Here is a 25,140-nt window from a genome sequence, read left to right on the forward strand (position 1 = left end):
GCCGCCCGCCCCTGCTGACCGGTCGCGCCTAGGGTGGCGCGCATGACTGCTGCGACGCACACCCGACGGCTCGAGGGCCGCACCGCCATCGTCACCGGAGCGAGCCGAGGGATCGGTCTGGGCATCGCCGAACGTCTCGTCGCGGAGGGCGCCCGGGTCTGCATCACGGCCCGCAAGCAGGATGCCCTCGACACCGCCGTCGAGTCGCTCGGTGGGGCGGACGTCGCGATGGCGGTCGCGGGTCGCGCCGACGACCCGGCCCATCAGGACGAGGTGCTGGCCGCGGTGGCCGAGACTTTCGGCCCCGTCGACCTGCTCGTCAACAACACAGGGATCAACCCGGCATACGGACGGCTCGTGGACCTCGACCTCGACGCCGCCCGCAAGATCGTCGAGGTCAACTGCATCGCGGCGCTGTCGTGGATCCAGAAGGCCGTGGCGGGCGGGCTCGAGGAGCGGGGAGGCGCCATCGTCAACGTCTCGTCCGTGGCCGGTGTCCGGCCGGCGCCGGGCATCGGCTTCTACGGCGCGAGCAAGGCGATGCTCACCCACCTCACCGAGGAGCTCGCGGTCGAGCTCGGCCCGACCGTGCGGGTCAACGCCGTCGCGCCGGCCGTGGTCAAGACGCAGTTCGCGACCGCGCTCTACGAGGGGCGCGAGGAGAAGGTCGCGGCCGGCTACCCGCTGGGGCGGCTCGGTGTGCCCGAGGACATCGCCGGGGTCGTGGCGTTCCTCCTCTCCGACGACGCGGCCTGGATGACCGGCCAGCTCGTCGTCGTCGACGGAGGGCTCCTCCTCAAGGGCGGCGTCTGACCCGCACCCCCCACAACTGATTGCCCCACGGCGCGCGCCGTGGGGCAATCAGTTGAGGTGGCCGGAAGGTCAGGTGGGCTGCGCTCAGCTGACGAACCGCGGGGTCAGCGGCGGTGACCACTGCTGGCCCTCGTTGGCGCGCAGCGCGCCGATGATGTGCAGGACGAACGCGATCGCGAGCGCGATGAAGTACGTCGCGAAGCCGACGAGCAGGAGCATGAGCGGGAAGCTGATGAGCAGCACGATGCCTGTCATGATCTGGATGTTGAGCGAGTTCGCGGCGTGCTGCCGGACGAAGTCTCCGCGGTCCTTGTACATCACGTAGATGACGAGCGACCCGACGAAGCCCAGCAGGCCGGCGCTCAGCACCATCGCGATGAGCGGTATGACGTGGGCGAGCATGCCCCACTGGCGCTGCTGCGCGGGCTCGAGGACCTGCTGCCCGTATGCCGTGGCCTGGGCCGGGTAGCCCTGTCCCGGCTGGGGGTAGGCCGGCTGCTGGTGGCCCGGCTGCGCGTAGCCCTGGCGCGGCTGCGCGTAGGACTCGGCCGGCGGCGTGTGGACATGACCCGGCCCCGGGTTCGCGGGCTGCGACTGCGCGGGCGGGGGCGGCGGGGGAGTCGAGCCCTGCGCCGACGACGGCGCCGGGGTCGGCGGCGGGGTGGACGGGTCGGCCGTCGGGTCCTGCGGCTGTCCCTCGAGCTCCGGGTTCGGAGTGGTGGTCATCGTGTCCTCCTTCAGGGGACGGGGTGCTGTCACCCAGTCAAACCCATCGGCGCCGCGTTTGATCCCCACTTCGGGGTGCGGTCAGGGTGCGCTCAGGGGCGACCCTGCCGCGGGAGGCGGGCACACGGCATACACCGAGGTTCACGCCCCGAAGCGTCCGCAAGGTTGGTCGCAGAGCCGACCACCTCTGCGGACGCAGAACGCGCGAGCGAGCCCGGTCAGGGGGCGGTGACGAAGTCGATGAGCTCCTCGACCCGGCCGAGCAGCGAGGGCTCGAGGTCGGCGTAGGTGCGCACGGTGCCGAGGATCTGCTTCCACGCGCGGGCGATGTCGGCCTGCTCGTCGTGGGCCCAGCCGAGGTGCGCGCAGATGCCGTGCTTCCACGACGTGCCACGCGGGATGACCGGCCACTGCGCCATCCCGAGACGCTCGGGACGTACCGACTGCCACACGTCGACATAGGGGTGGCCGACGATGAGGACGTGTGGCGCGTAGGGCTGCAGGCGCGACGCGGCCTCGACGACCCGCGTCTCCTTGGTGCCCGGCACGAGGTGGTCGACGAGCACGCCCATGCGCTTGCCGGGTCCCGGTCGGAAGTCGCGGACGGCGGCCTCGAGGTCGTCGACCCCGTCGAGCATCTCGACGACGACACCCTCGACGCGCAGGTCGTGGCCCCAGACCTTCTCGACGAGCTCGGCGTCGTGTCGACCCTCGACGAAGATCCGCGAGGCGCTCGCGACCTTGGCGGGCGCGTTCGCCACGGCACGCGACCCGCTCGCGGTGCGCGAGGCCGCCTGGCGGGCGACCGCGAGCTGCGCCGAGCTGGCTGCCGTCGGCCGGGTGAGCGTCACCGGGCGCCCGTCGACGTGGAAGCCCGGGCCCAGGGGGAACGCCTTGGTGCGACCACGCCGGTCCTCGAGGTGGACGACCTGGATGCCGCCGGCCTTCTCGACGCGGACCACGGCGCCGACCCAGCCGGTCTCGACGTCCTCGACGACGACGCCCACCTCGGCGGCGAGGGGGGTGGAACGGCCGCCGCGCGGCGCCTTCCAGTCCCCGGAGAGCACGTCCTGGCCGTAGCGATCAGTCACCTGCGCGAGGGTAGACGTAGAATTGGCACTCACCAAGCATGAGTGCCAGCAACGGGAGGAGGTGTCGCAGATGAGTGAGGACCGTCGGCTCGCGGTCCTGCGGGCGATCGTCCAGGACTACGTCGAGACGTCCGAACCGGTGGGCTCCAAGGCCCTCCTGGAGCGTCACTCCCTCGGCGTCTCCGCGGCGACGGTGCGCAACGACATGGCCGTCCTCGAGGAGGAGGGGCTCATCGCGGCCCCACACACGAGCGCGGGCCGCATCCCCACGGACGCCGGCTACCGGCTCTTCGTCGACCGGCTCAGCACGCTCAAGCCGCTCAGCGGTGCCGAGCGGCGGGCCATCAGCGCCCTGCTCGACGGGGCCATGGACCTCGACGACGTCGTCGACCGCACGGTGCGACTGCTCGCGTCGCTGACCCGTCAGGTCGCCGTCGTGCAGTACCCCTCGCTCACTCGTTCGTCGGTCCGCCACATCGAGCTCGTCCCGCTCGGTGCCTCACGGCTGCTCGTCGTGCTCATCACGACGACCGGCCGCGTCGAGCAGCGCGTCCTCGAGACCGGCATGGACCTCGCCGACCCGGCCACCGAGCGGATGCTGTCCTCGCTGCGCTCCGACGTCAACGGCGCGACCGTCGGCAAGACCCTGGCCGACGCGGCCGGTGGGCTCGGCGAGCTGCCGACGCAGGTCGACCCGGGCGCCCGCGGGCTGCTCGCAGCCATCGCCGCTGAGCTCACCGAGGTGCTCGTCGAGCAGCGCGAGGAGCGGGTCGTCATGGCCGGCACCTCCAACCTCGTGCGCGCCGGCGAGGACTTCCCCAGTTCGATCGGCCCGGTCCTCGAGGCGCTCGAGGAGCATGTGGTCCTGCTCAAGCTCCTCGGTACGGTGACGGAGCAGGGTTCGGCCGTCGCCGTCCGGATCGGTGCCGAGAACCCGTATGCCGGGTTGCACTCGACGTCGCTCGTCACCTCGGGCTACGGCACCGGATCCGACCTCGTGGCCGGCCTCGGTGTCGTCGGCCCGACCCGCATGGACTACCCGACGACGATGGCCGCGGTGCGCGCCGTCGCGACCTACGTCAGCCGGATCCTCGCGGAATGACCGGGTGACTCCCGGCCTTTGCACTTCCAGCCCCACTCCCAGCCCCACCCCTGAACCGAACAGCCCCCAGCGAAGGACGTCCTCCGAAGTGAACGACTACTACGCCGACCTCGGCGTGGCCCGTGACGCGAGCGCCGACGAGATCAAGAAGGCCTACCGCCGCGCGGCCCGCAAGCTCCACCCCGACGTGAACTCCGGCCCCGAGGCCGAGGAGCAGTTCAAGAAGGTCTCCCAGGCCTACGACGTGCTCTCCGACGCCGAGAAGAAGCGCAGCTACGACATGGGCGCCGACCCCTACTCCGGCGCCGGGGCGGCCGGCTTCGGGCAGGGCTTCTCGTTCAGCGACGTGATGGACGCCTTCTTCGGCGCCGGTGCCGGGCAGGCCCAGGGGCGCGGCCCGCGCTCGCGTCAGGCCCGTGGCCAGGACGCGCTCGTCCGGCTCGACCTCGACCTCGTCGACGCCGTCTTCGGCGCCGAGAAGGAGCTCACCATCGACACTGCCGAGGGCTGTGGCACGTGCCACGGCGCCGGCACCCAGCCCGGCACGGGCACCCGCACCTGTGACGTCTGCCAGGGGCAGGGTCAGGTCCAGCAGGTGCAGCGCAGCTTCCTCGGCCAGGTCATGACCTCGCGTCCCTGCGTCAACTGCCAGGCGACCGGCCAGGTCATCGAGGCGCCCTGCTACGAGTGCTCGGGTGACGGTCGCGTGCGCACGCGTCGCACGCTGACCATCCGCGTCCCCGCGGGCGTCGACACCGGCACGCGCATCCAGCTCGCGGGTGAGGGCGAGGTCGGCCCCGGCGCCGGGCCGTCCGGTGACCTCTACGTCGAGGTGGCGGTCCGTCGCGACCAGCGCTTCCAGCGTCAGGGCGACGACCTGCACGCCACGGTCGAGCTGCCGATGACGGCCGCCGCGCTCGGGGCGTCGGTGCCGTTCGAGACCTTCGACGGCGAGCAGGAGCTCGACATCCGCGCGGGGACCCAGTCCGGTGAGCAGATCCTGCTGCGCGGCCTCGGCGTGACCCACCTGCGCGGCTCGGGTCGCGGCGACATCATCGTGCACGCGATGGTGGCGACCCCGACCAGGCTCAACCAGGAGCAGGAGGACCTCCTGCGCCGCCTCGCGACGCTGCGTGACGAGGAGAAGCCCACCGGGCGCATCGCCAACCCGACGGACGGCTCGATCTTCGGCAAGCTGCGCGACGCCTTCAAGGCCCGCTGACCACCATGCCCACCCGTACGACTCATTGCCCGATCGGGACGTTCGCTGGCGCGGTGGCGCCCGATGCCGCGTCCCGACGGGGCAAGAAGTCGGGTGCCGTGGCCTCGGGTGCCGGGGCCTCGGGTGCCGGGGTCTCCGCTGCGGGGCGGACCGGGCGATGAGCCTCGCGCTCTACCTCGTCACCGCCGGGAGCCTCGACGCGACCCGTGCCGGTGACCTCGTCGTCCTCGACGGACCCGAGGGGCGCCATGCCGTGACCGTGAGGCGGACCCAGCGCGGTGAGCGCCTGCGTCTGGCCGACGGCGCCGGACGCGTCGTCACCGGCGAGGTGGAGTCGGTCGACCGGGCCGAGCTGTCGCTGCGGGTCGACGCGGTCGAGACGGCCCCCGAGCCGTCTCCGCGCTTCGTCCTCGTCCAGGCCCTCGCCAAGGGAGACCGCGACGACCAGGCCATCGAGGCGGCGACCGAGCTCGGCGTCGACGAGGTCGTGCCGTGGCAGGCCGGACGGAGCATCGTCCAGTGGCGTGGCGAGCGCGGTGACAAGGCGTGGCGCAAGTGGGACGCCGTCCTCGTCGCCGCCACCAAGCAGTCCCGCCGCTCGCGCCGTCCGCTCCTCGCCCCCGTCGTCACGACCGCGGGTCTGGCGGCACGGATCGCGGCTGGTGGCACGGCATACGTCCTGCACGAGGACGCCGACGTGCGCCTGGCCGCGCAGGACCTGCCGGACGACGGAGAGGTCCTGCTCGTCGTCGGGCCCGAGGGCGGGATCTCGCCTGAGGAGCTCGAGGCGTTCACGGCGGCGGGCGCCCACACGGTGCGCCTCGGCGACACCGTGCTGCGCTCGTCCAGCGCCGGCCCCGCGGCGCTCGCGGTCCTCAGCGCCGCCACGCGCTGGCGCTGATCACCGCACCACGAACCCCACGACCCGCTCGGCGAGCGGCGACCCGTCCTTGGCCGACGAGGTGAGCGCCCGGAACGTCCACGACCCCGCGTCGAGCCGACCGAGGTCCACAGTGAACGTCCCACGGCCCGGCGCGCCGATGGATGCCGTCGTGAACCCCTTGCGCACGACCCGGTCGCCCGAGCGCAGCTCCCACTCGACGTTCGCCTCGAAGGCCACCGCCTGGCCGCGCACGACCACCGCCCGGGCGACGTCGACCGAGGCCCCGGGCGTGGGGCTGTCGAGCCAGATGTCACAGAGTGCATCGGCGGGAGTGCCGGCCCTGGTGAAGGTGCGCGACGGGTCGACGAACCCGAGGAGGAGGCCGGGTGATCCGGACTGCACGGTGACGGGCAGGTCGCCGCGGCCGACGGCGGCCTGCGCGGTCCACACGAGCGACGAGATCGCGAGCTCGGCCGTGCGGGCGTCAGATGCTGCCCGTCCCGGCCCGGTCAGCACGATCGTGATCCGGTTGCGGTCCACCTCGAGCCGGTCGAGCGCAGTGCCCGCCCACAGCGCCGGCTGCTCCGAGGTCCGGATCGACTCGACGACCGCGAGGCCGGCCCGGTCGGACTCGGGTGCGTCGCCACCGAGGGGAGCCGTCCAGAACACCCGGACCAGCCCCGGCCGGTTGGCCGTGCCACCGTTGGTGCCGACCGTGTAGATGCCCAGGGACGTCGTGCCCCCGGCCACCGGACCGGTCGGGCCCGTGGCCGACGGTGTCGGGTCGGGCGACGTGGAGGTGCTCGCCGACGGGGTGGACGCCGAGGTGGGGGACGGGGACGGCGAGGCGGCTTCCGACGGGGTCGAGCTCGTCGACGGCGGCCCGCCCGGCAGGGTCGCGGGGGAGTCGGGGCGCGACGCCCAGACCGTGCCGGCGACGACCGCCGCCGCCGCCGCGACGGCGAGGCCGACGAGCCACCGGCTGCGACGGGCGACGGGCGGCGGGGCGGACGCCTCGCGCAGGATCGCGTCGAGCCGTGGTGACGGACGCACCTCGCGGGCGCGCTCGGAGAGGGCGGCACGCAGCTCGCGCTCGATCCGTGACTGCTCGTCGTAGGTCGTCATGGCCGCGCCTCCATCTCGGTTCGCAGCGCGGCCAGACCGCGGTGCGCGTGGGCCTTGACCGACCCGGGCGCGATCCCGAGGGCGTCGGCGATCTGGGCCTCGCTCAGGTCGAGGTAGTAGCGGAGCACGAGCACCTCGCGTTGTCGGGTGGGCAGCCCCTGCAGCCGCTCGAACATGTCGGCGGAGGCGACCGCGGCGACCGCCTCGTCCTCGGCGCTCGCGACGGCGAGCCGGCGTGGCCCGGGCCGGATCGAGTCGAGGTAGCGCTGCTCCACCTTGTGGTGCCGCAGCGCGGACCGCGCACCGTTGACGACGCACTGCCGCAGGTATGCCGCACCGCTGGCTCCCGTGACCTCGTGCCACTTGCGGTGGAGCGAGACGAAGGCCTCCTGGGCGATCTCCTCGGCGAGGAGGTCGTCGTGGACGAAGAGCCACGCGAGGCGGACCATGGGAGCCCAGTGGACGGCATACAGGCTCGACACGCCGTCATCCGCGGCGGCGCGCGCGGCAGCGTCACGTCCGAAGCCCACGGAAGTCATTGTCACGCCCGGAAGACGCCCGAGCAGGCCGATCGGTTTACTGTCGGTGGCATGAGCGCTGCCGCGACCGACCCCGACTGCCTGTTCTGCCGGATCGTCGCCGGCGAGATCCCGGCCGAGGTGGTGGCCGAGACCGACACCAGCCTCGCCTTCCGCGACGTGAGCCCGCAGGCGCCCACCCACGTCCTCGTCGTGCCGCGCCGGCACGTGGCCGACGCCGGCGAGCTGGCCGACGTCTCGCCCACCGAGCTCGCCGAAGTCACGCTCCTCGCGCGCACCGTGGCTCAGCAGGAGGGGCTGGACGGCGACTACCGGCTCGTGTTCAACACCGGACCCGGCGCCGGCCAGAGCGTCTTCCACGCGCACCTGCACCTGCTGGGTGGGCGGGCAATGAAATGGCCTCCGGGCTGAGCCGAACCGTAGACTCGGGGTGACATGACAGACGCACCGCATACGCCCACGTCCGACCAGCCACCGGCGCACACCCCGGTCCACACCGTCACGATCCCCGGGGACGTGTCGATGGTGGCCCTGCTGGGGCCGCGCGACGAGCTGCTCCGCACCATGGAGCGCCAGTTCCCCCTCACCGTGATCCACGTGCGCGGCAACGAGTTCCACATCTCGGGCCCCAGCGCCGAGGTCGCCCTGGTCGAGCGGGTCATCGACGAGCTGCTCGCCGTGATCGACGGCGGGCAGGCGCTCAACCGCGACTCGGTGGAGCGCTCCATCGGTATGCTGCGCGCCCAGACGACCGAGCGCCCCGCCGACGTCCTCACGATGAACATTGTCTCGTCGCGGGGCCGCACGATCCGCCCCAAGACGCTGGGCCAGAAGCGCTACGTCGACGCGATCGACGAGCACACCATCACGTTCGGCATCGGTCCCGCGGGCACGGGCAAGACCTACCTCGCGATGGCCAAGGCCGTCGCCGCCCTCCAGGCCAAGCAGGTCAACCGGATCATCCTCACGCGCCCCGCCGTCGAGGCGGGGGAGCGGCTCGGCTTCCTGCCGGGCACCCTCAACGACAAGATCGACCCCTACCTGCGGCCGCTCTACGACGCGCTGCACGACATGGTCGACCCCGACTCGATCCCGCGCCTCATGGCCGCCGGGACGATCGAGGTGGCCCCGCTGGCGTTCATGCGCGGCCGCTCGATCAACGACTCCTTCGTCATCCTCGACGAGGCCCAGAACACCACGCCCGAGCAGATGAAGATGTTCCTCACGCGTCTCGGCTTCGGCTCCCGGATGGTCGTCACCGGTGACGTCACGCAGGTCGACCTGCCCGGCGGCACGCAGAGCGGCCTGCGGGTCGTGCGCGAGATCCTCGAGAGCCTCGAGGACGTCCACTTCGCCGAGCTCACCGCCCAGGACGTCGTGCGCCACCGCCTCGTCGGCGAGATCGTCGACGCCTACGGCCGCTGGGACGCCCGACACCAGTCGCACGCGGCGGGGTCCACCCGTCCCGCGCGCCCGTCCCGTCGCCCGGCGAAGGCCAGCCACGACGCCGGCGACATCCCGCCCGAGGCGACCGGCGCGACCGGGTCCACGGGGGGAGAGGCATGAGCATCGACGTCCTCAACGAGACCGAGTTCGCGCTCGACGAGCTCGAGCTCGTCGCGTGCGCGCGCTACGTCATGGGTGAGATGAAGGTCCACCCGCAGGCCGACCTCTGCCTGCGCCTCGTCGACGAGGCCGCGATGGAGACCCTGCACGTGCAGTGGATGGACCTCCCCGGCCCGACCGACGTCATGAGCTTCCCGATGGACGAGCTGCGCCCGGGCCGCGACGGCGACGAGCCCGAGGAGGGCGTTCTCGGCGACATCGTGCTCTGCCCGAGCGTCGCCGAGAAGCAGGCCGCGACCGCGGGGCACGCCACCGAGGAGGAGCTGCTGCTCCTCACCACCCACGGCATCCTCCACCTCCTCGGCTACGACCACGCCGAGCCCGAGGAGGAGAAGGAGATGTTCGAGCTGCAGCGCCAGCTCCTCCTCACCTTCCTCGCGACGAGGGGCCGGAACGGTGCCTGACCCAGCCAGTCCCGACGCCCGCGCGGTGTCGGGGACCGGGGCGGTGCGGTCATGACCCGGCTCGTCGTCCTCACCGTCGTCGGCGTCATCCTGTCCTTCCTCCTCTCGGCCGCCGAGGCTGCCCTGCACCGCATCTCGCGGGTGCGTGCTCAGGAACTGCTCGACGACGGGCGCGCCGGGTCGCAGTCGCTCGCCACGGTCGTCGGTGACAGCGCGGCATACCTGTCGGTCCTGTCGTTCGTCCGCGTCATCGCCGAGATGACCACGGCGGTCCTCGTGACGACCGCGGTCTACCGCGTCGTCGACGGGACGTGGAAGCCGCTCCTCGTCGCCATCGCGATCCTCGCGTTCGTCTCCTTCGCGCTCGTGGGCGTCTCGCCGCGCACGCTCGGCGGCCAGCACGCGTCCCGGGTGTCGCTCGTCGCGGCGCCGGTCGCCATCTGGCTGCGACGCGTGCTCGGACCCCTCGCGCGCCTCCTCGTGCTGCTCGCCAATGCGGTGACCCCCGGGCGTGGCTACCGCGACGGCCCCTTCGACAGCGAGTCCGAGCTCCGCGACCTCGTCGACCTGGCGGGGGAGTCGGCCCTCATCGAGGCCGGCGAGCGGCAGATGATCCACTCCGTCTTCGAGCTCGGCGACACCCTCGCCCGCGAGGTCATGGTGCCGCGCACCGACATGGTCACCATCGACAGCGACCGCGTGGCCCGCCAGGCGATGAACCTGTTCCTGCGCAGCGGCTACTCACGCATCCCGGTGACCGGCGAGGACTCCGACGACGTGCTCGGCCTCCTCTACTTCAAGGACGTCGTCCGGCGGGTCACTGCCGACCCGGCGAGCGCCACCACCCCCGTCGCGGACTTCATGCGGCCGATGCCGTTCATCCCCGAGTCAAAGCCGGTCGACGCGCTGCTGCGCGAGATGCAGCGCGACCAGACGCACTTCGCGCTCGTCGTCGACGAGTGGGGCGGCACCGCCGGGCTCGTGACGATCGAGGACATCATCGAGGAGATCGTCGGTGAGATCGCCGACGAGTACGACCGCGAGACGCCCGACCTCGAGGACCTCGGCGACGGACGCTGGCGGGTCGACGCGACGATGGACATCGACGACCTCGCCGACGAGCTCGGCGTCACCATCGACGAGGACGAGGTGGACACCGTCGGTGGCCTCATCGGCAAGACGATCGGCCGCGTGCCGATCCTCGGGTCGTCCTGCGAGGTCGCGGGGCTGCGGCTTACCGCCGAGCGCATGGCCGGCCGCCGACACCGCATCGCCACCGTGATCGTCGAACGCGTCGCCACGACCCCGCACGACCTGATGGAACCAGCCGAGACCGGGAGCACCCATGACTGACGACGCCGCCGCCGACACCGGCGCGAGCACCGCCCAGCCGTATGCCGCAGGTTTCGCCTGCCTCATCGGACGCCCCAACGCCGGCAAGTCGACGTTGACCAACGCCCTCGTCGGCGAGAAGGTCGCCATCACGTCGAGCAAGCCGCAGACCACCCGTCACACCATCAGGGGCATCGTCACGTCTCCGACGAGCCAGATCGTCCTCGTCGACACCCCGGGCCTGCACAAGCCCCGGACCCTGCTCGGCGAGCGGCTCAACGACCTCGTGCGCGAGACCCTGCTCGACGTCGACGTGGTGGGCTTCTGCCTGCCGTCCGACCAGCGGATCGGGCCCGGTGACCAGTTCATCGCCCGCGAGCTCGTCGAGCTCCGGCAGGCCAAGCGCACGCCGATCATCGCCCTCGCGACGAAGTCCGACAAGGTCGACCGCCAGCGGCTGGCCGAGCACCTCATCGCCATCGACCAGCTCGGCGACTGGGCCGAGATCGTGCCGTGCTCGGCGACGAGGGGCGACCAGGTCGACACCGTGGCCTCCGTCCTCGCGAAATACCTCCCAGCCTCGCCGGGGCCGCTCTATCCCGACGACGTGCTCACCGACGAGCCCGAGGCCATCATGATCGCCGAGCTCGTGCGCGAGGCGGCGCTCGAGGGCGTGCGCGACGAGCTCCCGCACTCGCTCGCCGTGGTCGTCGAGGAGATGGTGCAGCGGCCCGACCGGCCGGAGGGCAAGCCCCTCATGGACGTGCGGGTCAACGTCTTCGTCGAGCGCTCGTCGCAGAAGGCGATCATCATCGGCCGCGGCGGCTCCCGGCTGCGCGACGTCGGCGCGACCGCGCGCCAGGGCATCGAGAAGCTCCTCGGCCAGCGCGTCCACCTCGACCTCCACGTCAAGATCGCCAAGGACTGGCAGCGCGACCCCAAGCAGCTCCAGCGTCTGGGGTTCTGACCCTCCTCGTCCCGTCACATCGTTGTGGCTCCGTGACCGAAGTTGCCCCTCGCGGGGGAACTCCGGCATGGTGGTGCGGTTGCCCCGAAGGGGTGTACGCGACCTGAAGCAGACGGCATACGCGCCGCAGACGAGACTGACGAGAACACGAAGGAGCGGCGTTCGCGCCGGATCACCTGTGACAACGAAACTCATGAAGACTGGCCCGACCGCGCCGGGGGACGCCGCTGGAGAGCGGACCATCCTCGACGGCCCGCTGCACGAGGAGCCCCCGCACCCGGCGCTCGACCACGAGGTCGAGGAGCATGCAGCCGAGGAACCCCAGAAGCTCGACAAGGTCGTGTTCGGCGTCACCGCCGCCATCGCCATCGGCTTCGTCGTGTGGGGCTTCGTCAGCACCGAGACCCTCGGCTCCGCCTCCGCCTCCGGGCTCGGCTGGGTCGTCCACAACATGGGCTGGCTGTTCGCGCTCGTCGCGTCCGGCTTCGTCGTGTTCGTCATCTGGCTGGCCGCCAGCAAGTTCGGCCGCATCCCGCTGGGGCGTGACGACGAGCAGCCCGAGTTCCGCACCGTGTCGTGGATCGCGATGATGTTCTCCGCCGGCATGGGCATCGGCCTGATGTTCTACGGCGTCTCGGAGCCGGTGTCGCACTTCGTCACCCCGCCCCCGGGCACCGGTGCCGCGGGCAACCCGCAGGCCGTGCAGACCGCCATGGCGACGACGCTCTTCCACTGGACGCTGCACCCGTGGGCCATCTACGCCGTCGTCGGCCTCGCCGTGGCCTACGGCGTGTTCCGCCGCGGTCGCTCGCTGCTCATCAGCTCGGCGTTCGCGCCGCTGCTCGGTGAGCGTCGCGCCTCCGGACCGGCCGGTCGCATCATCGACATCCTCGCGATCTTCGCCACGCTCTTCGGCTCGGCCGCCTCGCTCGGCCTCGGCGCCCTGCAGATCGGCTCCGGCCTCGAGATCGTCGCCGGTCTCGACAGCACCGGCAACGGCATCCTCGTCGCGATCATCACGGTCCTCACGCTCTGCTTCATCCTGTCCGCGGTCTCGGGTGTCTCCAAGGGCATCCAGTGGCTGTCCAACACCAACATGGTGCTGGCCGTCGTGCTCGCCGTCTTCGTCTTCGTCGTCGGCCCGACCGTGTTCATCCTCAACCTCGTCCCGACCGCCGTCGGCAGCTACTTCCAGGACCTCGCGATGATGTCCGCGCGCACCGACGCCGCTGGCGGCGACGCGATGCAGACCTGGCTGTCGGGCTGGACGATCTTCTACTGGGCCTGGTGGGTCTCGTGGACGCCGTTCGTCGGCATGTTCATCGCCCGCATCTCGCGTGGTCGCACCATCCGCCAGTTCGTCACCGGTGTCCTGCTCGTGCCGAGCCTGGTCTCGCTCGTGTGGTTCGCGATCTTCGGTGGCGCAGGCATCTTCACCCAGCGCTCCGGCACCGACCTGGCCGGCGCCGAGACGCCCGAGGCCACGCTCTTCGGCATGCTCGACACGATGCCGTGGGCGACGGTGACCTCGATCCTCGTCATGCTGCTCGTCGCGATCTTCTTCGTCTCCGGCGCCGACGCCGCCTCGATCGTCATGGGCACCCTGTCCGAGCGCGGCACCCTCGTGCCGAGCCGCCCGACGGTGATCTTCTGGGGCGCCGCCACCGGAGCCGTCGCGGCCGTCATGCTCGTGGTCGGTGGTGCCGACGCGTTGTCGGGGCTGCAGAACATCACGATCGTCGCGGCGCTGCCCTTCCTCCTCGTCATGGTGGGACTGGCGTTCTCGCTCGTGAAGGACCTGTCGAACGACCCGCTCGTCGTCCGCCGCGCGTATGCCGTGGCCGCGGTCGAGCAGGCCGTCGTCGCCGGTGTGACCGAGCACGGCGACGACTTCACGCTCGCGTTCGAGGAGTCCGCTCCCGGTGAGGGTGTCGGCGAGCTCGTCACCCTGCCCGGCTCGTCCTCGAACGGGTCCAACGGCTCGAACGGGTCGAGCGACAAGGCAGCCGACGACACCGACGAGGAGTCCGCCCAGCCGGCGCCCACGTCCTGATCGTCTGACGCACCCGACTCGCATGGCTCCTACACTTGGCGCCATGCGAGTCGGTGTTTTCGGAGCGACCGGTCAGGTCGGCAATGTCATGCGCGCTCTCCTCGAGGAGCGCGGCTTCCCGGTCGAGGAGATGCGCTACTTCGCCTCGGCGCGGTCCGCCGGCAGCACGCTGCCGTGGAAGGACACGCAGGTCACCGTCGAGGACACCGCCACCGCGGACTTCGGCGGGCTCGACATCGCGCTGTTCTCCAACGGCGGCTCGACCTCCAAGGAGTGGGCCCCCCGGGTGGCGGCCGCCGGTGCCACGGTCATCGACAACTCCTCGGCCTGGCGCAAGGACCCCGACGTCCCGCTCGTCGTCGCCGAGGTCAACCCCGAGGACCTCGACACCATCCCCAAGGGGATCGTCGCCAACCCCAACTGCACGACGATGGCCGCGATGCCGGTGCTCAAGCCGCTCCACGACGTCGCCGGGCTGGTCCGCCTCACGGTCGCGTCCTACCAGGCCGTGTCCGGCTCCGGCGGCAAGGGGGTCCAGGAGCTCGACGGCCAGCTCAGGGGCGCGTATGCCGCGGGCTCACCTGCCGATCTCGCGCTCGACGGCCGTGCCGTCGAGGTTCCCGCGCCGAACGTGTATGCCGTGCCCGTCGGCTTCAACGTCATCCCGCTCGCTGGCTCGGTCGTCGACGACGGCTCGCACGAGACCGACGAGGAGCAGAAGCTCCGCAACGAGTCGCGCAAGATCCTGCACGTGCCAGACCTGCGCGTGTCGGGCACTTGCGTGCGCGTCCCCGTCTTCACCGGGCACTCGCTCGCTATCCACGCCGAGTTCGCCGACGACATCTCGCCCGAGCGCGCCCTCGAGCTGCTCGCCAAGGCGCCTGGCGTCGTCGTGACCGATGTGCCCAACCCGCTCGACGCCGCCGGTCGTGACGAGGTCTTCGTCGGTCGGGTGCGTGCCGACCAGTCCGCGCCCGAGGGCAAGGGCCTCGTCCTCTTCGTCGTCGGCGACAACCTGCGCAAGGGCGCTGCGCTCAACGCGGTGCAGGTCGCCGAGGAGCTCCTCAAGCGCCGATGAGCGCCATCGACGAGGGCCGGGCCACGCGCCCGGCCCGGCGACGACGTGGCGCTGCCGTCACCGTCGCCGGCGCTGCGGCCACGGTCGCCGCGCTGCTCGCAGGCTGCTCCTCCGGTGGTGACGGGGGAGCGGACGCTGCCTCGTCGACGGCACCGGCGACGACGAGTCCCAAGGGCGGGGCAGCGGGACTCGAGGGGACGGCATACCGGGTTCCGCAGTCCTGTGGTCGGCTCAAGGCGCAGCCGGGAGGCGCCATCGCGGGCCCGGCGCTGGCCGCCTGCTGGGGCGACGCGCTCGAAGCGCACGGATCGGTGCGTGCCTGGACCAACGGCCCGCCCGACATGGAGGCCGAGGTCGTCCTGGGGGCGTCGCAGCGGCTGCGCACGCAGGCCTCGGACGGTCGGGTCGTGGTCGTCGTCGACGGTGCCTCGTGGTCGCGCAGCGGCGATCGCTGGGTGGCCGGGGTGCTCAACTCGCAGGACGAGGACGAGGCGCTCGGCGCCGCGACGGGCGAGTTCGCCTGGGCGACACTGTCGTTGGAGGGGATGACCCGAGGAGTCGGGGAGTGCGCGACGTGGAAGGTCGCCGCCGACCGGGCTCCGGTGACGCTGCACGACGGCGCCTCGTCGTCGGGCCTCGTCCGCCTGGACTGCATGACGCCGTTCGAGGTCATGGGCGCGACGACCACGGCCGCCTCGCTGTGGGTCCGTGCCGACTGGACCCCCGTCCGGCACGCCTCGACGCTCACCCTCTCGGGTGTCGCGGTCGAGTCCCTCGTCGAGCTCACCGGCCACGGCACGCGGTTCGACATCCCGGTCCCGGCCTGACGCGGGAGGGCTCTCAGAGGTCGGTCATCCAGTGCCGCCACGTCTGCGTCACGTGCATCCCGACGTGCTCGTAGAGGCCGAGCGCCCCGGTGCGTGAGTCGGTCGACAGCTCGCTGACGCTCGCCCCGTGCTCGCGAGCGCGGGCGAAGGCGTCGGCGAGCAGCGCGCGGGCCAGGCCCAACCCGCGCTGGTCGGCGCGCACGGCGATGGCGTCGACGTAGCCGGTCGCCCCGGCGAGGATCGTGTAGCAGACCCCGACGTCGGTGCCGTCGGCGTCCGTGACGAACCGGATCTGCCACGGCTCGAACCCCGGTCGCAGCGGCCCCCGGGGAGCCCAGTCGTCGTAGCTCGACGGCTCGCGGTCGGGCCACTCGTTGAAGGCGTCCTCGATGAGGTGGAAGGCCGTCCGGCCGTCCTCGCCGCCACGGAACTGGCGCAGCGCGTAGCCGTGGGGGAGGGGCTGGAGCTCGATCGTGGCGTCGGGCGGGAGCTGGAGCACCCAGGACGTCCAGCCCTCGCGGTAGCCGCGGTCCCGGAAGAACTCCTCGGCGCCGCTCCCGCCCGGGACGGTCTGGCCGACGAGCCGCGAGCCGGTCGAGCGGGCACAGTCCTCGACCCACCCGGCGAGCCACGTGCCGATGCCGCGCCCACGGTGCTCCGGGTGGACCCCTGCGTCGGCCCGGCGTCCCTTGAACACCTCACCGGCCGCGACGAGGCGGCTGCCGTCCCAGAGCCCGATGCTCTGCGTCGCGAGGTCGAAGCTGCTGCGCGCCCAGTCGCCCTGGATGTCCTCGAGCTCGATGGCCGCCTCGCCGGCGTCGACGAGCTCGGTCGCGGCGACGAGGTCGCACACGGCCTGCGCGTCGTCGAGGGTGTGCGGTCGCGCGGTGAGTCCGTCGGGGAGGGCCATGGGGTGAGAGTGCCCGACCGTGGGTCGGGCTGTCACCGGAATTGTGGGGTGGTCGCCGGCGCACGACTGTGAGAGGGTTATTTCGAGAGAGTCCTCTCACATCTGAACGGAGACCCATGGCCAACCCCTACGGCGACATCGAGCTCACCCCGCGGAGCATCCGCGCGCTGGCACACCCGGTGCGGCTGGCCATCCTCAGCCGGCTCCAGGGGCACGGGCCGAGCACGGCGACCGCTCTCGCGCCCCACGTCGGGGCGACGCCCTCGGTGACGAGCTGGCACCTGCGCCACCTCGCCGAGCACGGCCTCGTTCGGGATGCCGCGGTCGATGCCGACGGACGGCAGCGGTGGTGGGAGGCGGCCGCCACGGGGTTTCGGTTCACCCCGGCGGACGACGCGGCCGGGCAGGACGCGGCGAGCCTGCTGTCGCGCGTGATGTTCGACCAGGCGGCAGGGCTGCCCGAGGCCTGGGCCCGCGACACCGAGCCCCTCCTCGAGAGGCAGTGGCGCCGCTCAGCCGGACTGTCCAACACGTCCATCGTCGCGACGGCCGACGAGCTGGCCGGCATCGAGGCCGCGGTCGAGGCGCTGCTCGCGCCGTACGTCCTGCGCAAGGGGGCCGACGAGCCGACGCCGGGGGCTCGCCGGGTCCGGCTGCTCCGCTACGTCCTGCCCTCGGCCGAGGTCGAGCAGGGGGACGAGGACGCGGACGAGCGGGTCGGCGAGGCCGGTGCAGGGGGTGGGAGGGAGTGAGCGACACCGCCGTGCGGACTCCGCTGTGGCGGGAGCGCCGCTTCGCGACCTACTGGGCCGGGCAGGGCATCTCGCAGTTCGGTGACCGGATCACCGGCCTCGCGCTGCCCTTCATCGCCGTCACCACGCTCCACGCCAGCGCCCCCACGGTCGGCCTGCTCACCGCCGCGGTGTGGGCGCCGAACATCCTGTCGCTGTTCGTCGGGTCGTGGGTGGACCACCAGCCCCGCAAGAGGAGCCTGCTCATCGTCGCCGACGTCCTGCGCGCCGTCGTCCTCCTCAGCCTGCCGGTCGCGCACTGGCTCGGCGTGGTGACGATGACCCAGCTCGTCGTCGTCGCGCTGCTCGCGGGACTCGGGCAGGTGCTCTACCAGACGGCATACCCGAGCTTCTTCGTCTCGCTGGTGCGTCGTGACCAGTTCGTCGAGGCCAACGGGCTGCTGAGCTCGACGAGGTCGCTGTCGTTCGTCGCCGGGCCCGCCGTGGCCGGTGGCCTCATCCAGGTGCTCACCGCACCCGTCGCCCTCGTGGTCGACGCGGTGTCGTTCCTCCTCTCGGCGCTGCTCCTGCGGCGCGTCCGCGTGGAGGACCGACCCGTCGAACCGCCGGACACGAGCCTGCTCGCCCGCTCGCGCGACGGCCTGCTGCTCGTGGTCCACCACCCGTACCTGCGGGCGTCGCTGGCCTGCGTCACCACGATCAACTTCTTCAACTTCGTCGCGGCCGCCCTGCTCATCCTCTTCGCCAGCCGCGAGCTCGGGCTGGGGGCCGGCAGCATCGGCCTCGCGCTGGGTGTCGGCGCGACGGGTGGCCTCCTCGGCGCGGTCCTCGCCGGCCGGGTCACGCGCCGGCTGGGGGTCGGCGTGACCATCGCGGTCGGCGCGGTGCTGTTCTCGGCCCCGTTCGCGGCCCTGCCGCTCGCCGACGGGCCGGTCGAGGTGCGGATGGCCGTCCTCGGACTCGTCGAGTTCGTCTCCGCCTTCGGCGTCATGCTGCTCGACGTCCCGCTCAACGCGCTGCAGACCGCCGTGACCCCGGACGCCGTGCGCAGCCGGGTGGTCGGCGCGTTCAGCACCATCAACTACGGCATCCGTCCGGTGGGCGCGGTCCTCGGCGGCTTCCTCGGGGAGTGGATCGGGGTCGGCACGACCATGGTGGTGTCTGCGGTCGGCGGAAGCCTGGCCGTCCTGTTCCTGCTCGGGTCACCGATCCTTCGGACCCGGACCATCGAGGAGCTCGACGACAGCACCACCGAGATCGCCGGACGGCCTGCCTGAGTCGGTCGCCGGCGGGCGGGGATGGGCGCATAGGGTCGGACCCGTGACTCGTCGAACCGCCCTCGTCCGTCGTCCCGGTCCCCGTCTCGCCGACGGACTGGTCACCCATCTCGAGAAGACCCCGATCGACCTCGACCTCGCCATGCAGCAGTGGGATGCGTATGCCGCGTGCCTGCGGTCCGCGGGCTGGGAGACCGTCGAGGTCCCCGCGGCCGACGACTGCCCCGACGCCGTCTTCATCGAGGACGCCGTCGTCGTGGCCGGCGACGTCGCCGTGCTCACCAATCCCGGTGCGGCGCAGCGCAAGCCGGAGGTCGCCGCGGTCGAGGGTGTCGTGCGCGACCTCGGCTACCGTGTCGTGCGGATCGAGGAGCCCGGGACGCTCGACGGGGGAGACGTCCTCAAGGTCGGGGACACGGCATACGTCGGTCTGGGCGGGCGGACCAACGGCGCCGGCATCCAGCAGCTGGCGACCCACCTCGGGTCCGTCGGGATGCGCACCCAGGCCGTCACGGTCGAGCGCGCCCTCCACCTCAAGTCGGCGGTCACGGCTCTGCCCGACGGCACGGTCATCGGCTGGGACCCGGTCGTCGACTGGCCCGGCGCCTTCCCGGCCTACGAGGGCATGCCCGAGGAGGGCGGCGCGCACGTCGTGCTGCTCGACGACGCGACCCTGCTCATGGCGGCCAGCGCGCCCCGCACGGCCGAGCTGCTGCGCGGGCGCGGGCACGAGGTCGTCACCGTCGACATCAGCGAGTTCGAGAAGCTCGAGGGCTGCGTCACCTGCCTGTCCGTGCGCTGCCGCGGCTGACCACCTTCACCCCACCGTTGCCCCCCGTTGCCCCCGTTGCGTCTGCGGAAACGGCGGCTAGAGCAACCGTTGCCGCAGACGCAACGAGCGCGACGTGCCCACAGTGCGGACCGGAGGGCGACGCGCAGGTGGGCGGACGGCATACTCGATGCCGTGCGGTACTCGCGGCTCCTCCTTCTCTGCCGCGGCGAGGCCTGAATCGGCCCTCCTCGTCGCGGAGCTCGCTGTGCCCCGGCTGAGCACATGACGAGAAGTGAGTAGAGGAAGCACCATGAAGCACCCCCAGCAGACCAGTGGGATGCCAGCGACGAAGTACCTGCCCTTCCAGGAGCAGATCGACGTCCGGCTGCCCGACCGCACGTGGCCCGACCAGGTCATGTCCAAGGCGCCGCGGTGGTGCGCCGTCGACCTGCGTGACGGCAACCAGGCGCTCATCGACCCCATGGACTCCGAGCGCAAGATGCGGATGTTCAAGCTCCTCGTGAAGATGGGCTACAAGGAGATCGAGGTCGGCTTCCCGAGCGCGAGCCAGACCGACTTCGACTTCTGCCGTGAGCTCATCGACGGTGGGCACATCCCCGACGACGTGACGATCCAGGTGCTCACCCAGTGCCGCGACCACCTCGTCGAGCGGACCTTCGACGCGATCCGCGGCAGCAAGCAGGCGATCGTCCACTTCTACAACTCCACCTCGGTGCTCCAGCGGCGTGTGGTCTTCGACCTGCCGAAGGAGGGCATCATCGACATCGCGCTCCAGGGGGCGCGGCTGTGCAAGAAGCTCGAGGAGACGATCCCCGAGACGACGGTCTACTACGAGTACTCGCCGGAGTCCTACACCGGCACCGAGCTCGAGTTCGCCGTCCGGGTCTGCAACGAGGTCATCGCCGTCATCGACCCGACGCCGGACCACAAGATGATCATCAACCTGCCGGCGACCGTCGAGATGGCCACGCCCAACGTCTACGCCGACTCGATCGAGTGGATGATCCGCCACCTCGACCGGCGCGAGTCGGTCGTCGTCAGCCTGCACCCGCACAACGACCGCGGTGAGGGTGTCGCGGCCGCCGAGCTCGGCTACCTCGCCGGCGCCGACCGGATCGAGGGCTGCCTCTTCGGCAACGGCGAGCGCACCGGCAACGTCTGCCTCGTCACCCTCGGCATGAACCTCTACAGCCAGGGCATCGACCCGCAGGTCGACTTCTCCGACATGGCCGAGATCCGGCGCACCGTCGAGTACTGCAACCAGCTGCCGGTGCACGAGCGCCACCCGTGGGGCGGCGACCTCGTCTACACGGCGTTCTCCGGGTCGCACCAGGACGCGATCAAGAAGGGCCTCGACGACATGGAGCGTCGGAGCCGGGCCGCGGGCAAGACCGTCGACGACCTCGACTGGGGCGTGCCCTACCTGCCGATCGACCCGCACGACATCGGCCGGTCCTACGAGGCGGTCGTCCGCGTCAACAGCCAGTCCGGCAAGGGCGGCTCGGCCTACCTGCTCAAGACCGAGCACGGCCTGGACCTCCCGCGTCGCCTCCAGGTGGAGTTCAGCCAGGTCGTCCAGCGGCGCGCCGACTCGCAGGGTGGTGAGATCACGGCCAAGGAGCTGTGGTCGATCTTCCGCGACGAGTACCTGCCGGCCAAGCCGGGCAAGCGCAACGACTGGGGCCGGTTCACACCCGTGAGCCACACCCTCGTCAGTGCCGGCGACGGGCGCGACCACATCACCGCGGTCATGCTCGACGGCGGCCAGGAGATCACCGTCGACGGGTTCGGCAACGGCCCGATCGCGGCGTTCATCGACGCGCTGTCGACCGTCGGGGTCGACGTGCGGGTGCTCGACTACTCCGAGCACGCGCTGTCGTCCGGTGGCGACGCCAAGGCCGCGGCCTATGTCGAGTGCGCCGTCGGCGACCGGGTCCTCTGGGGCATCGGCATGCACTCGTCGATCGTGGGCGCCTCGCTCACGGCGGTGCTCTCGGCGGTCAACCGCGCCGTGCGCGACGACGCCGCCGCCTGACCCGCCCCGAAGGGGCGCCGCGCGCCTCACGACCGGACGGAACCTTCGGGGTCCGGAGGGGAACCTTCCCTCCGGACCCCGAACCTTCCCTCATGGGGAGCAAAAGCTGAGGTATGCCGTCCCGCTCAGCCGACGGTGACCGTCGCGGTGCGGCTCACGCCGTTGACGACGACGGTGAGTGTGCCGGTCCCGGCGCGCAGCCCGGTGAGCCGGCCGGTCGCGGGGTCGTATGCCGCCACGGCACTTCCCGGGGCCCTGCCCGATCCGACGTGGACGCCGTTCCCGGACCAGGCGGCGCTCACCGGGTAGGCGAGTGGGAACGACCTGGTGCCCTGGATGACCGTCGTCGCCACCGGTGCCGACTCGCCCACGGCCACGCTCGGTGCCGACACCGTGAGCTCGTCGACGTGCGGCCGGATCTGGACCCGGGCCCACGAGTGCGGTCCGGGGGCGGCGGGGTCTGCGCGGAAGAGCCTGGCGCCGGGGGTGCGTGGCGCCTCGGGGTCGATGCGCACCGTCGTCCATCCCGAGAACCCGCCCTCGTCCGGTGAGGTCGACGGTGCCTTGCCCGAGTTGCCGTTGACGACGTAGGGGACGGCGTCGACCCGGCCGGCTGAGAACGCGCCGACGTGGCCGCCGACGAAGAGTGCGCCCTTGCCGCTGCGGAGCCGGAAGTCGGACAGCCAGCCCTCGACGGTCTCGGCCTCGACCCGGTCGGTCATCTGCGAGCCCTTGACCGGGCTGGGGTCGCGCGGTGGGTGGTGCCACCCGACCACGACACCGTGGACGGCGTCGTTGCGCTCGGCGTCGTCGAGGGCGGAGCGCAGCATCTGCCACTGGTCGAACCCACCTCCACGCAAGGTGCCGGTGGAGGAGTCGAGCAGGACGAACCGCGTGCCCTTGTGGACGAAGCTGTGGTGGGTCTCGCCGAAGACGGCGCTGAAGTTGCTCGTCGAGCCGGGGCCGTAGATCTCGTGGTTGCCGGGCAGGTAGTACCACCGCAGTCCCTTGGCGGTGAGCTCCTCGTCGATGACCTTCTTGGCCAGCGCGAAGTCGGCCGGGTAGCCGGTGTCGACGAGGTCGCCGGTGATGACGACGAAGTCCGGTCGGCTGGCGACGATCTCGCGCATGGTGCGCCGCACTGCGGGGACGAGCGACTGGTTGTCGGCCGTGAACTGCCCGTCGGACATCACGGCATACGTGAACTGCTCACCCGTCGTGCTGAGCGCCGTGTGCTGCTGGACCACCGGGTCCTGGGCCACCGGCGTGGCCGGCGCGCTCACGGGCGGCGCAGTCTTGACGGTGAGGTCGTCGAGGACGACGGCGCCGGTGTAGGAGCGCGCGGCGCCGGTCTCGATGGTGGCGACGAAGTTGAGGGTGACCGGGCCCGGGAGGGTCTGGGGCACGGGGACCTCCATGTACTTCCAGCCGGTCCACGTGACGTACGGGCCGTAGAGCGAGGCCGCCTTGCCCTGGCCGTCGCTGATGCCGAAGGACGTCCACGCACCCTTGCCGTCGCCGTGCACCCACACGCCGAGGGCGAGCGGCTGCCCCTGCGTGATCGTGATCGGTGTCGGGGGCCGCGCGTAGCCGACCCGGGTCGCCGTGGACTGGGTGAAGTCGTAGGTCATCTTCAGTCCGGTGCCGCCCTCACGCCCGGGGGCCGGCTCGACCGACCCGGCGGCGCGCGCCTGGGTGAAGCGCCACGAGGCGGCCTCGTCGAACGTGCTCAGGGTGGTGCTCACGGACCCGATGGCGACCGGGACGTGCGTCACGACGCCTCGGGCGGTCGCCCTGACGACGAGGGCGCCGGTGGTGACCCCCGGCTTGGCCCGGACGGTGAAGTCGACGCCGTCGCCGGTGACGCTCACGAGCGAGTCGTCGGCGTCGAGGGTGACGTCGCCGGCCTCGAGCGGGGTCTCGAACCCGTTGGCGTCCGAGCCGACGATGCGGAACGTCGCCGGCTGCGTGGGGTCGAGGATCGAGACCTTGTCGACGCTCGGTCGCAGCCGCTGCAGCGCTCCGAGGACGGTGAGGTCGAGGGACTCCTTGACCGCGCCGATCTGGGCGGTGACCGTCGTGGTCCCGGGTGCGCTGGGCTTGACGAGACCCGTCGGCGAGACGGTCGCGGCGTTCGTCGCCCGGTATGCCGGCGTCGTGGCGACCGGGGCGTACGTCTCGTCGTGCCCGAGGCCGGTGAGCTGCCGCGTGAGCCCAGGGAAGGCCCGGAGCAGGTCGGGGTTCTCCTCGTCGGAGGCCGTGACGAGCCGGAGGCCGCGCACCTGGCCGGACCCGGCGTCGGCGAACAGGCCGATGCCGTCGGGCACAGGGCGCAGGCCACCGTCGGAGGGCTGGTTCTCGACGTCGAGGTCGTCCTCCCCGGCCTCACGGGCGAGCATCGTCGAGGAGCCGCCGCCGTCGAGGTTGATGGCGTCGTCGGCGCCGACCTCCTTGAGGAAGGCACCGGTCTCGGCGTAGGTCATGCCGCGCGAGTCGGCCATCCGCCCGTCGACGGTGAGCAGGAACATCGTCGAGCCGTCGGCGTCGAAGCCGACCGCGGTGCGCGGGTGGATCGCCGTGTCGCCCTGCGGGACCACGGCGCCGTCCTCGAGCAGCATCGTGTTGCCCGAGATGGCCATGGCGAGGTTGTCGCCGTCGTTGCGCAGCGAGTAGTCGAGCGCAACCTTGTCGCCGACGGCCAGGCCGGCGAGGCGGTCGGCTCCGGTGCCACGCCCCACGAGGGCGACCTGCGACGGGGCCAGCTGGCCCTCGCCCGCAGTGGTGGCGACGGACTCGACGGCGCCGTCGCGCACGATCACCTCGCGCACCTTGGTGGCGCCGCCGGTCACGCGCGAGCGGGTGTAGGCACCCCAGGCCGGGGTGAACGCGGTGACGCCGTTCGCCGGGATGGCCGACTGGTTGAGTCCGTCGAGGGTCGTGCTGGTACCGCTCCACGACACCGTGCCCTGCAGGAACATCGAGCTGATCCGACCCAGACCGTCGGCGCCGACGCCGAGGGCGCGGTTGTGACCGGGGTTGGGTCCCTTGACGATGGTGCCGTCGAGCTTCTTGGCGCCGCCCTGCGGTGCGTTGGAGTTGTTGATGTCGAAGTAGTCGCCGTTGACGGCTGCAACCGTGCGCCGCGGGTCGGCGAGCTCGGTGAGCGGGCTCGCCGAGGCGACCTTGGCGGCGTTGATGTAGTCGGGCCTGACCGACCCTGCGGCGAGGTCGACCTTGAGGAGGTCACCGCGCATGAAGCCACCCGCGTCCAGCCACTCGAACGACCTCAGGGACACCGCCGGGGCCACGGGGCGGGTCACATCGCTGAGCCACAGCCGGTTCGCGGTCTGGACCGCGGTCGGCGCGAGGACCCTCGGCTCGGCGAGGTCGGAGCTGGCGGCCGGGACCCGGCCGGTCGACGGGTCGGCGCCACTGGTGACCGGGGCCGTGCCGGTGGCGTCCGGACCCCCCGGCGCGGCGTACGCGGTCGGGGCGGCGACGACGAGTGGGAGCGCGGCGAAGGCGACGACGGCGGTGCGCCGCAGGCGTGACGAGAGCGAGGGCGGTGTCATGCTCCCGATCCCA

22 protein-coding genes are annotated in these 25,140 nt (G+C 71.9%); 16 read left to right on the forward strand and 6 right to left on the reverse strand.

Going from position 1 to position 25,140, the window contains the following annotated elements; genetic code table 11:
* Positions 1-42: 42 nt before the first annotated feature.
* The gene (locus KLO01_RS14635) at positions 43-813 is read left to right on the forward strand and encodes an SDR family oxidoreductase (RefSeq protein WP_147066440.1); all 771 of its coding nucleotides are present in this window, start codon (positions 43-45) and stop codon (positions 811-813) included.
* An 84-nt stretch (positions 814-897) separates the two neighbouring features.
* On the opposite strand, the gene KLO01_RS17520 is transcribed toward KLO01_RS14635, so the two are convergent.
* Both KLO01_RS17520 and KLO01_RS14645 read right to left on the reverse strand, forming a co-directional pair.
* Positions 898-1,539 (reverse strand): DUF4870 domain-containing protein, encoded by a 642-nt coding sequence (locus tag KLO01_RS17520; RefSeq protein ID WP_275938381.1) that lies wholly within the window; start codon positions 1,537-1,539, stop codon positions 898-900.
* Positions 1,540-1,757: 218 nt separating this feature from the next.
* On the reverse strand, positions 1,758-2,630 hold the full coding sequence (locus KLO01_RS14645) for a DUF3097 domain-containing protein (protein WP_147066442.1): 873 nt from the start codon (positions 2,628-2,630) through the stop codon (positions 1,758-1,760).
* A gap of 70 nt (positions 2,631-2,700) precedes the next feature.
* Between KLO01_RS14645 and hrcA the strand changes: the two genes are divergently transcribed.
* The 3 genes from hrcA (at position 2,701) to KLO01_RS14660 (ending at position 5,855) form a co-directional block, all read left to right on the forward strand.
* A complete protein-coding gene (hrcA, locus tag KLO01_RS14650) occupies positions 2,701-3,732 on the forward strand; it encodes a heat-inducible transcriptional repressor HrcA (protein ID WP_147066444.1) in 1,032 nt (343 codons plus the stop codon).
* Between the two features lie 88 nt (positions 3,733-3,820).
* Complete coding sequence (gene dnaJ, locus KLO01_RS14655; RefSeq protein ID WP_147066446.1) at positions 3,821-4,954, forward strand: molecular chaperone DnaJ; 1,134 nt, start codon at positions 3,821-3,823, stop codon at positions 4,952-4,954.
* A 157-nt stretch (positions 4,955-5,111) separates the two neighbouring features.
* Positions 5,112-5,855 (forward strand): 16S rRNA (uracil(1498)-N(3))-methyltransferase, encoded by a 744-nt coding sequence (locus KLO01_RS14660; RefSeq protein WP_147066448.1) that lies wholly within the window; start codon positions 5,112-5,114, stop codon positions 5,853-5,855.
* Here the strand turns inward: KLO01_RS14660 and KLO01_RS14665 are convergent, their stop codons facing one another.
* Entirely contained in the window at positions 5,856-6,962 is a 1,107-nt protein-coding gene (locus KLO01_RS14665) for a Gmad2 immunoglobulin-like domain-containing protein (protein ID WP_147066450.1), read from the reverse strand.
* Positions 6,959-7,492 carry a SigE family RNA polymerase sigma factor gene (locus KLO01_RS14670; RefSeq protein ID WP_222611989.1) on the reverse strand — a complete coding sequence of 178 codons (534 nt, stop codon included), beginning with the start codon at positions 7,490-7,492 and terminating at the stop codon, positions 6,959-6,961. The genes KLO01_RS14665 and KLO01_RS14670 overlap by 4 nt, the downstream gene beginning before the upstream one ends.
* Positions 7,493-7,552: 60 nt before the next feature.
* On the opposite strand from KLO01_RS14670, the gene KLO01_RS14675 reads away from it, so the two are divergent.
* The 8 genes from KLO01_RS14675 (at position 7,553) to KLO01_RS14710 (ending at position 15,788) form a co-directional block, all read left to right on the forward strand.
* Positions 7,553-7,912 (forward strand): histidine triad nucleotide-binding protein, encoded by a 360-nt coding sequence (locus tag KLO01_RS14675; protein WP_147066451.1) that lies wholly within the window; start codon positions 7,553-7,555, stop codon positions 7,910-7,912.
* A gap of 24 nt (positions 7,913-7,936) precedes the next feature.
* On the forward strand, positions 7,937-9,067 hold the full coding sequence (locus KLO01_RS14680; protein WP_147066453.1) for a PhoH family protein: 1,131 nt from the start codon (positions 7,937-7,939) through the stop codon (positions 9,065-9,067).
* Positions 9,064-9,531: an rRNA maturation RNase YbeY gene (gene ybeY / locus KLO01_RS14685; protein ID WP_147066455.1), complete on the forward strand. Its 468-nt coding sequence runs from the start codon at positions 9,064-9,066 to the stop codon at positions 9,529-9,531. Before KLO01_RS14680 ends, ybeY begins: the two co-directional genes overlap by 4 nt.
* A 51-nt stretch (positions 9,532-9,582) precedes the next feature.
* Positions 9,583-10,884: a hemolysin family protein gene (locus KLO01_RS14690; RefSeq protein ID WP_147066458.1), complete on the forward strand. Its 1,302-nt coding sequence runs from the start codon at positions 9,583-9,585 to the stop codon at positions 10,882-10,884.
* Positions 10,877-11,830: a GTPase Era gene (gene era / locus KLO01_RS14695; protein ID WP_147066460.1), complete on the forward strand. Its 954-nt coding sequence runs from the start codon at positions 10,877-10,879 to the stop codon at positions 11,828-11,830. The genes KLO01_RS14690 and era overlap by 8 nt, the downstream gene beginning before the upstream one ends.
* Positions 11,831-12,023: 193 nt before the next feature.
* Positions 12,024-13,883 (forward strand): BCCT family transporter, encoded by a 1,860-nt coding sequence (locus tag KLO01_RS14700; RefSeq protein ID WP_222611990.1) that lies wholly within the window; start codon positions 12,024-12,026, stop codon positions 13,881-13,883.
* Between the two features lie 43 nt (positions 13,884-13,926).
* Positions 13,927-14,961, forward strand: a complete 1,035-nt coding sequence (locus tag KLO01_RS14705) for an aspartate-semialdehyde dehydrogenase (protein ID WP_147066461.1) — start codon at positions 13,927-13,929, stop codon at positions 14,959-14,961.
* The gene (locus KLO01_RS14710) at positions 14,958-15,788 is read left to right on the forward strand and encodes a hypothetical protein (protein WP_147066463.1); all 831 of its coding nucleotides are present in this window, start codon (positions 14,958-14,960) and stop codon (positions 15,786-15,788) included. The genes KLO01_RS14705 and KLO01_RS14710 overlap by 4 nt, the downstream gene beginning before the upstream one ends.
* Positions 15,789-15,801: 13 nt before the next feature.
* Here the strand turns inward: KLO01_RS14710 and KLO01_RS14715 are convergent, their stop codons facing one another.
* Entirely contained in the window at positions 15,802-16,698 is an 897-nt protein-coding gene (locus tag KLO01_RS14715) for a GNAT family N-acetyltransferase (protein ID WP_147066464.1), read from the reverse strand.
* A 116-nt stretch (positions 16,699-16,814) separates the two neighbouring features.
* Here KLO01_RS14715 and KLO01_RS14720 point away from each other — a divergent pair, with 116 nt between their 5' ends.
* The 4 genes from KLO01_RS14720 (at position 16,815) to leuA (ending at position 21,555) form a co-directional block, all read left to right on the forward strand.
* The gene (locus KLO01_RS14720; RefSeq protein ID WP_147066466.1) at positions 16,815-17,450 is read left to right on the forward strand and encodes an ArsR/SmtB family transcription factor; all 636 of its coding nucleotides are present in this window, start codon (positions 16,815-16,817) and stop codon (positions 17,448-17,450) included.
* Positions 17,447-18,727 carry an MFS transporter gene (locus tag KLO01_RS14725; RefSeq protein WP_147066468.1) on the forward strand — a complete coding sequence of 427 codons (1,281 nt, stop codon included), beginning with the start codon at positions 17,447-17,449 and terminating at the stop codon, positions 18,725-18,727. Before KLO01_RS14720 ends, KLO01_RS14725 begins: the two co-directional genes overlap by 4 nt.
* A 43-nt stretch (positions 18,728-18,770) precedes the next feature.
* Positions 18,771-19,538, forward strand: a complete 768-nt coding sequence (gene ddaH, locus KLO01_RS14730) for a dimethylargininase (protein WP_147066470.1) — start codon at positions 18,771-18,773, stop codon at positions 19,536-19,538.
* 271 nt (positions 19,539-19,809) lie between these two features.
* Positions 19,810-21,555, forward strand: a complete 1,746-nt coding sequence (gene leuA, locus KLO01_RS14735; RefSeq protein WP_147066472.1) for a 2-isopropylmalate synthase — start codon at positions 19,810-19,812, stop codon at positions 21,553-21,555.
* A gap of 125 nt (positions 21,556-21,680) precedes the next feature.
* Here leuA and KLO01_RS14740 read toward each other — a convergent pair whose 3' ends face one another.
* Positions 21,681-25,127 (reverse strand): phosphodiester glycosidase family protein, encoded by a 3,447-nt coding sequence (locus KLO01_RS14740; RefSeq protein WP_147066474.1) that lies wholly within the window; start codon positions 25,125-25,127, stop codon positions 21,681-21,683.
* Positions 25,128-25,140 lie beyond the last annotated feature (13 nt).

Source organism: Knoellia locipacati (genome assembly GCF_007992835.1).
In the GTDB taxonomy this organism is placed as follows: domain Bacteria; phylum Actinomycetota; class Actinomycetes; order Actinomycetales; family Dermatophilaceae; genus Knoellia; species Knoellia locipacati.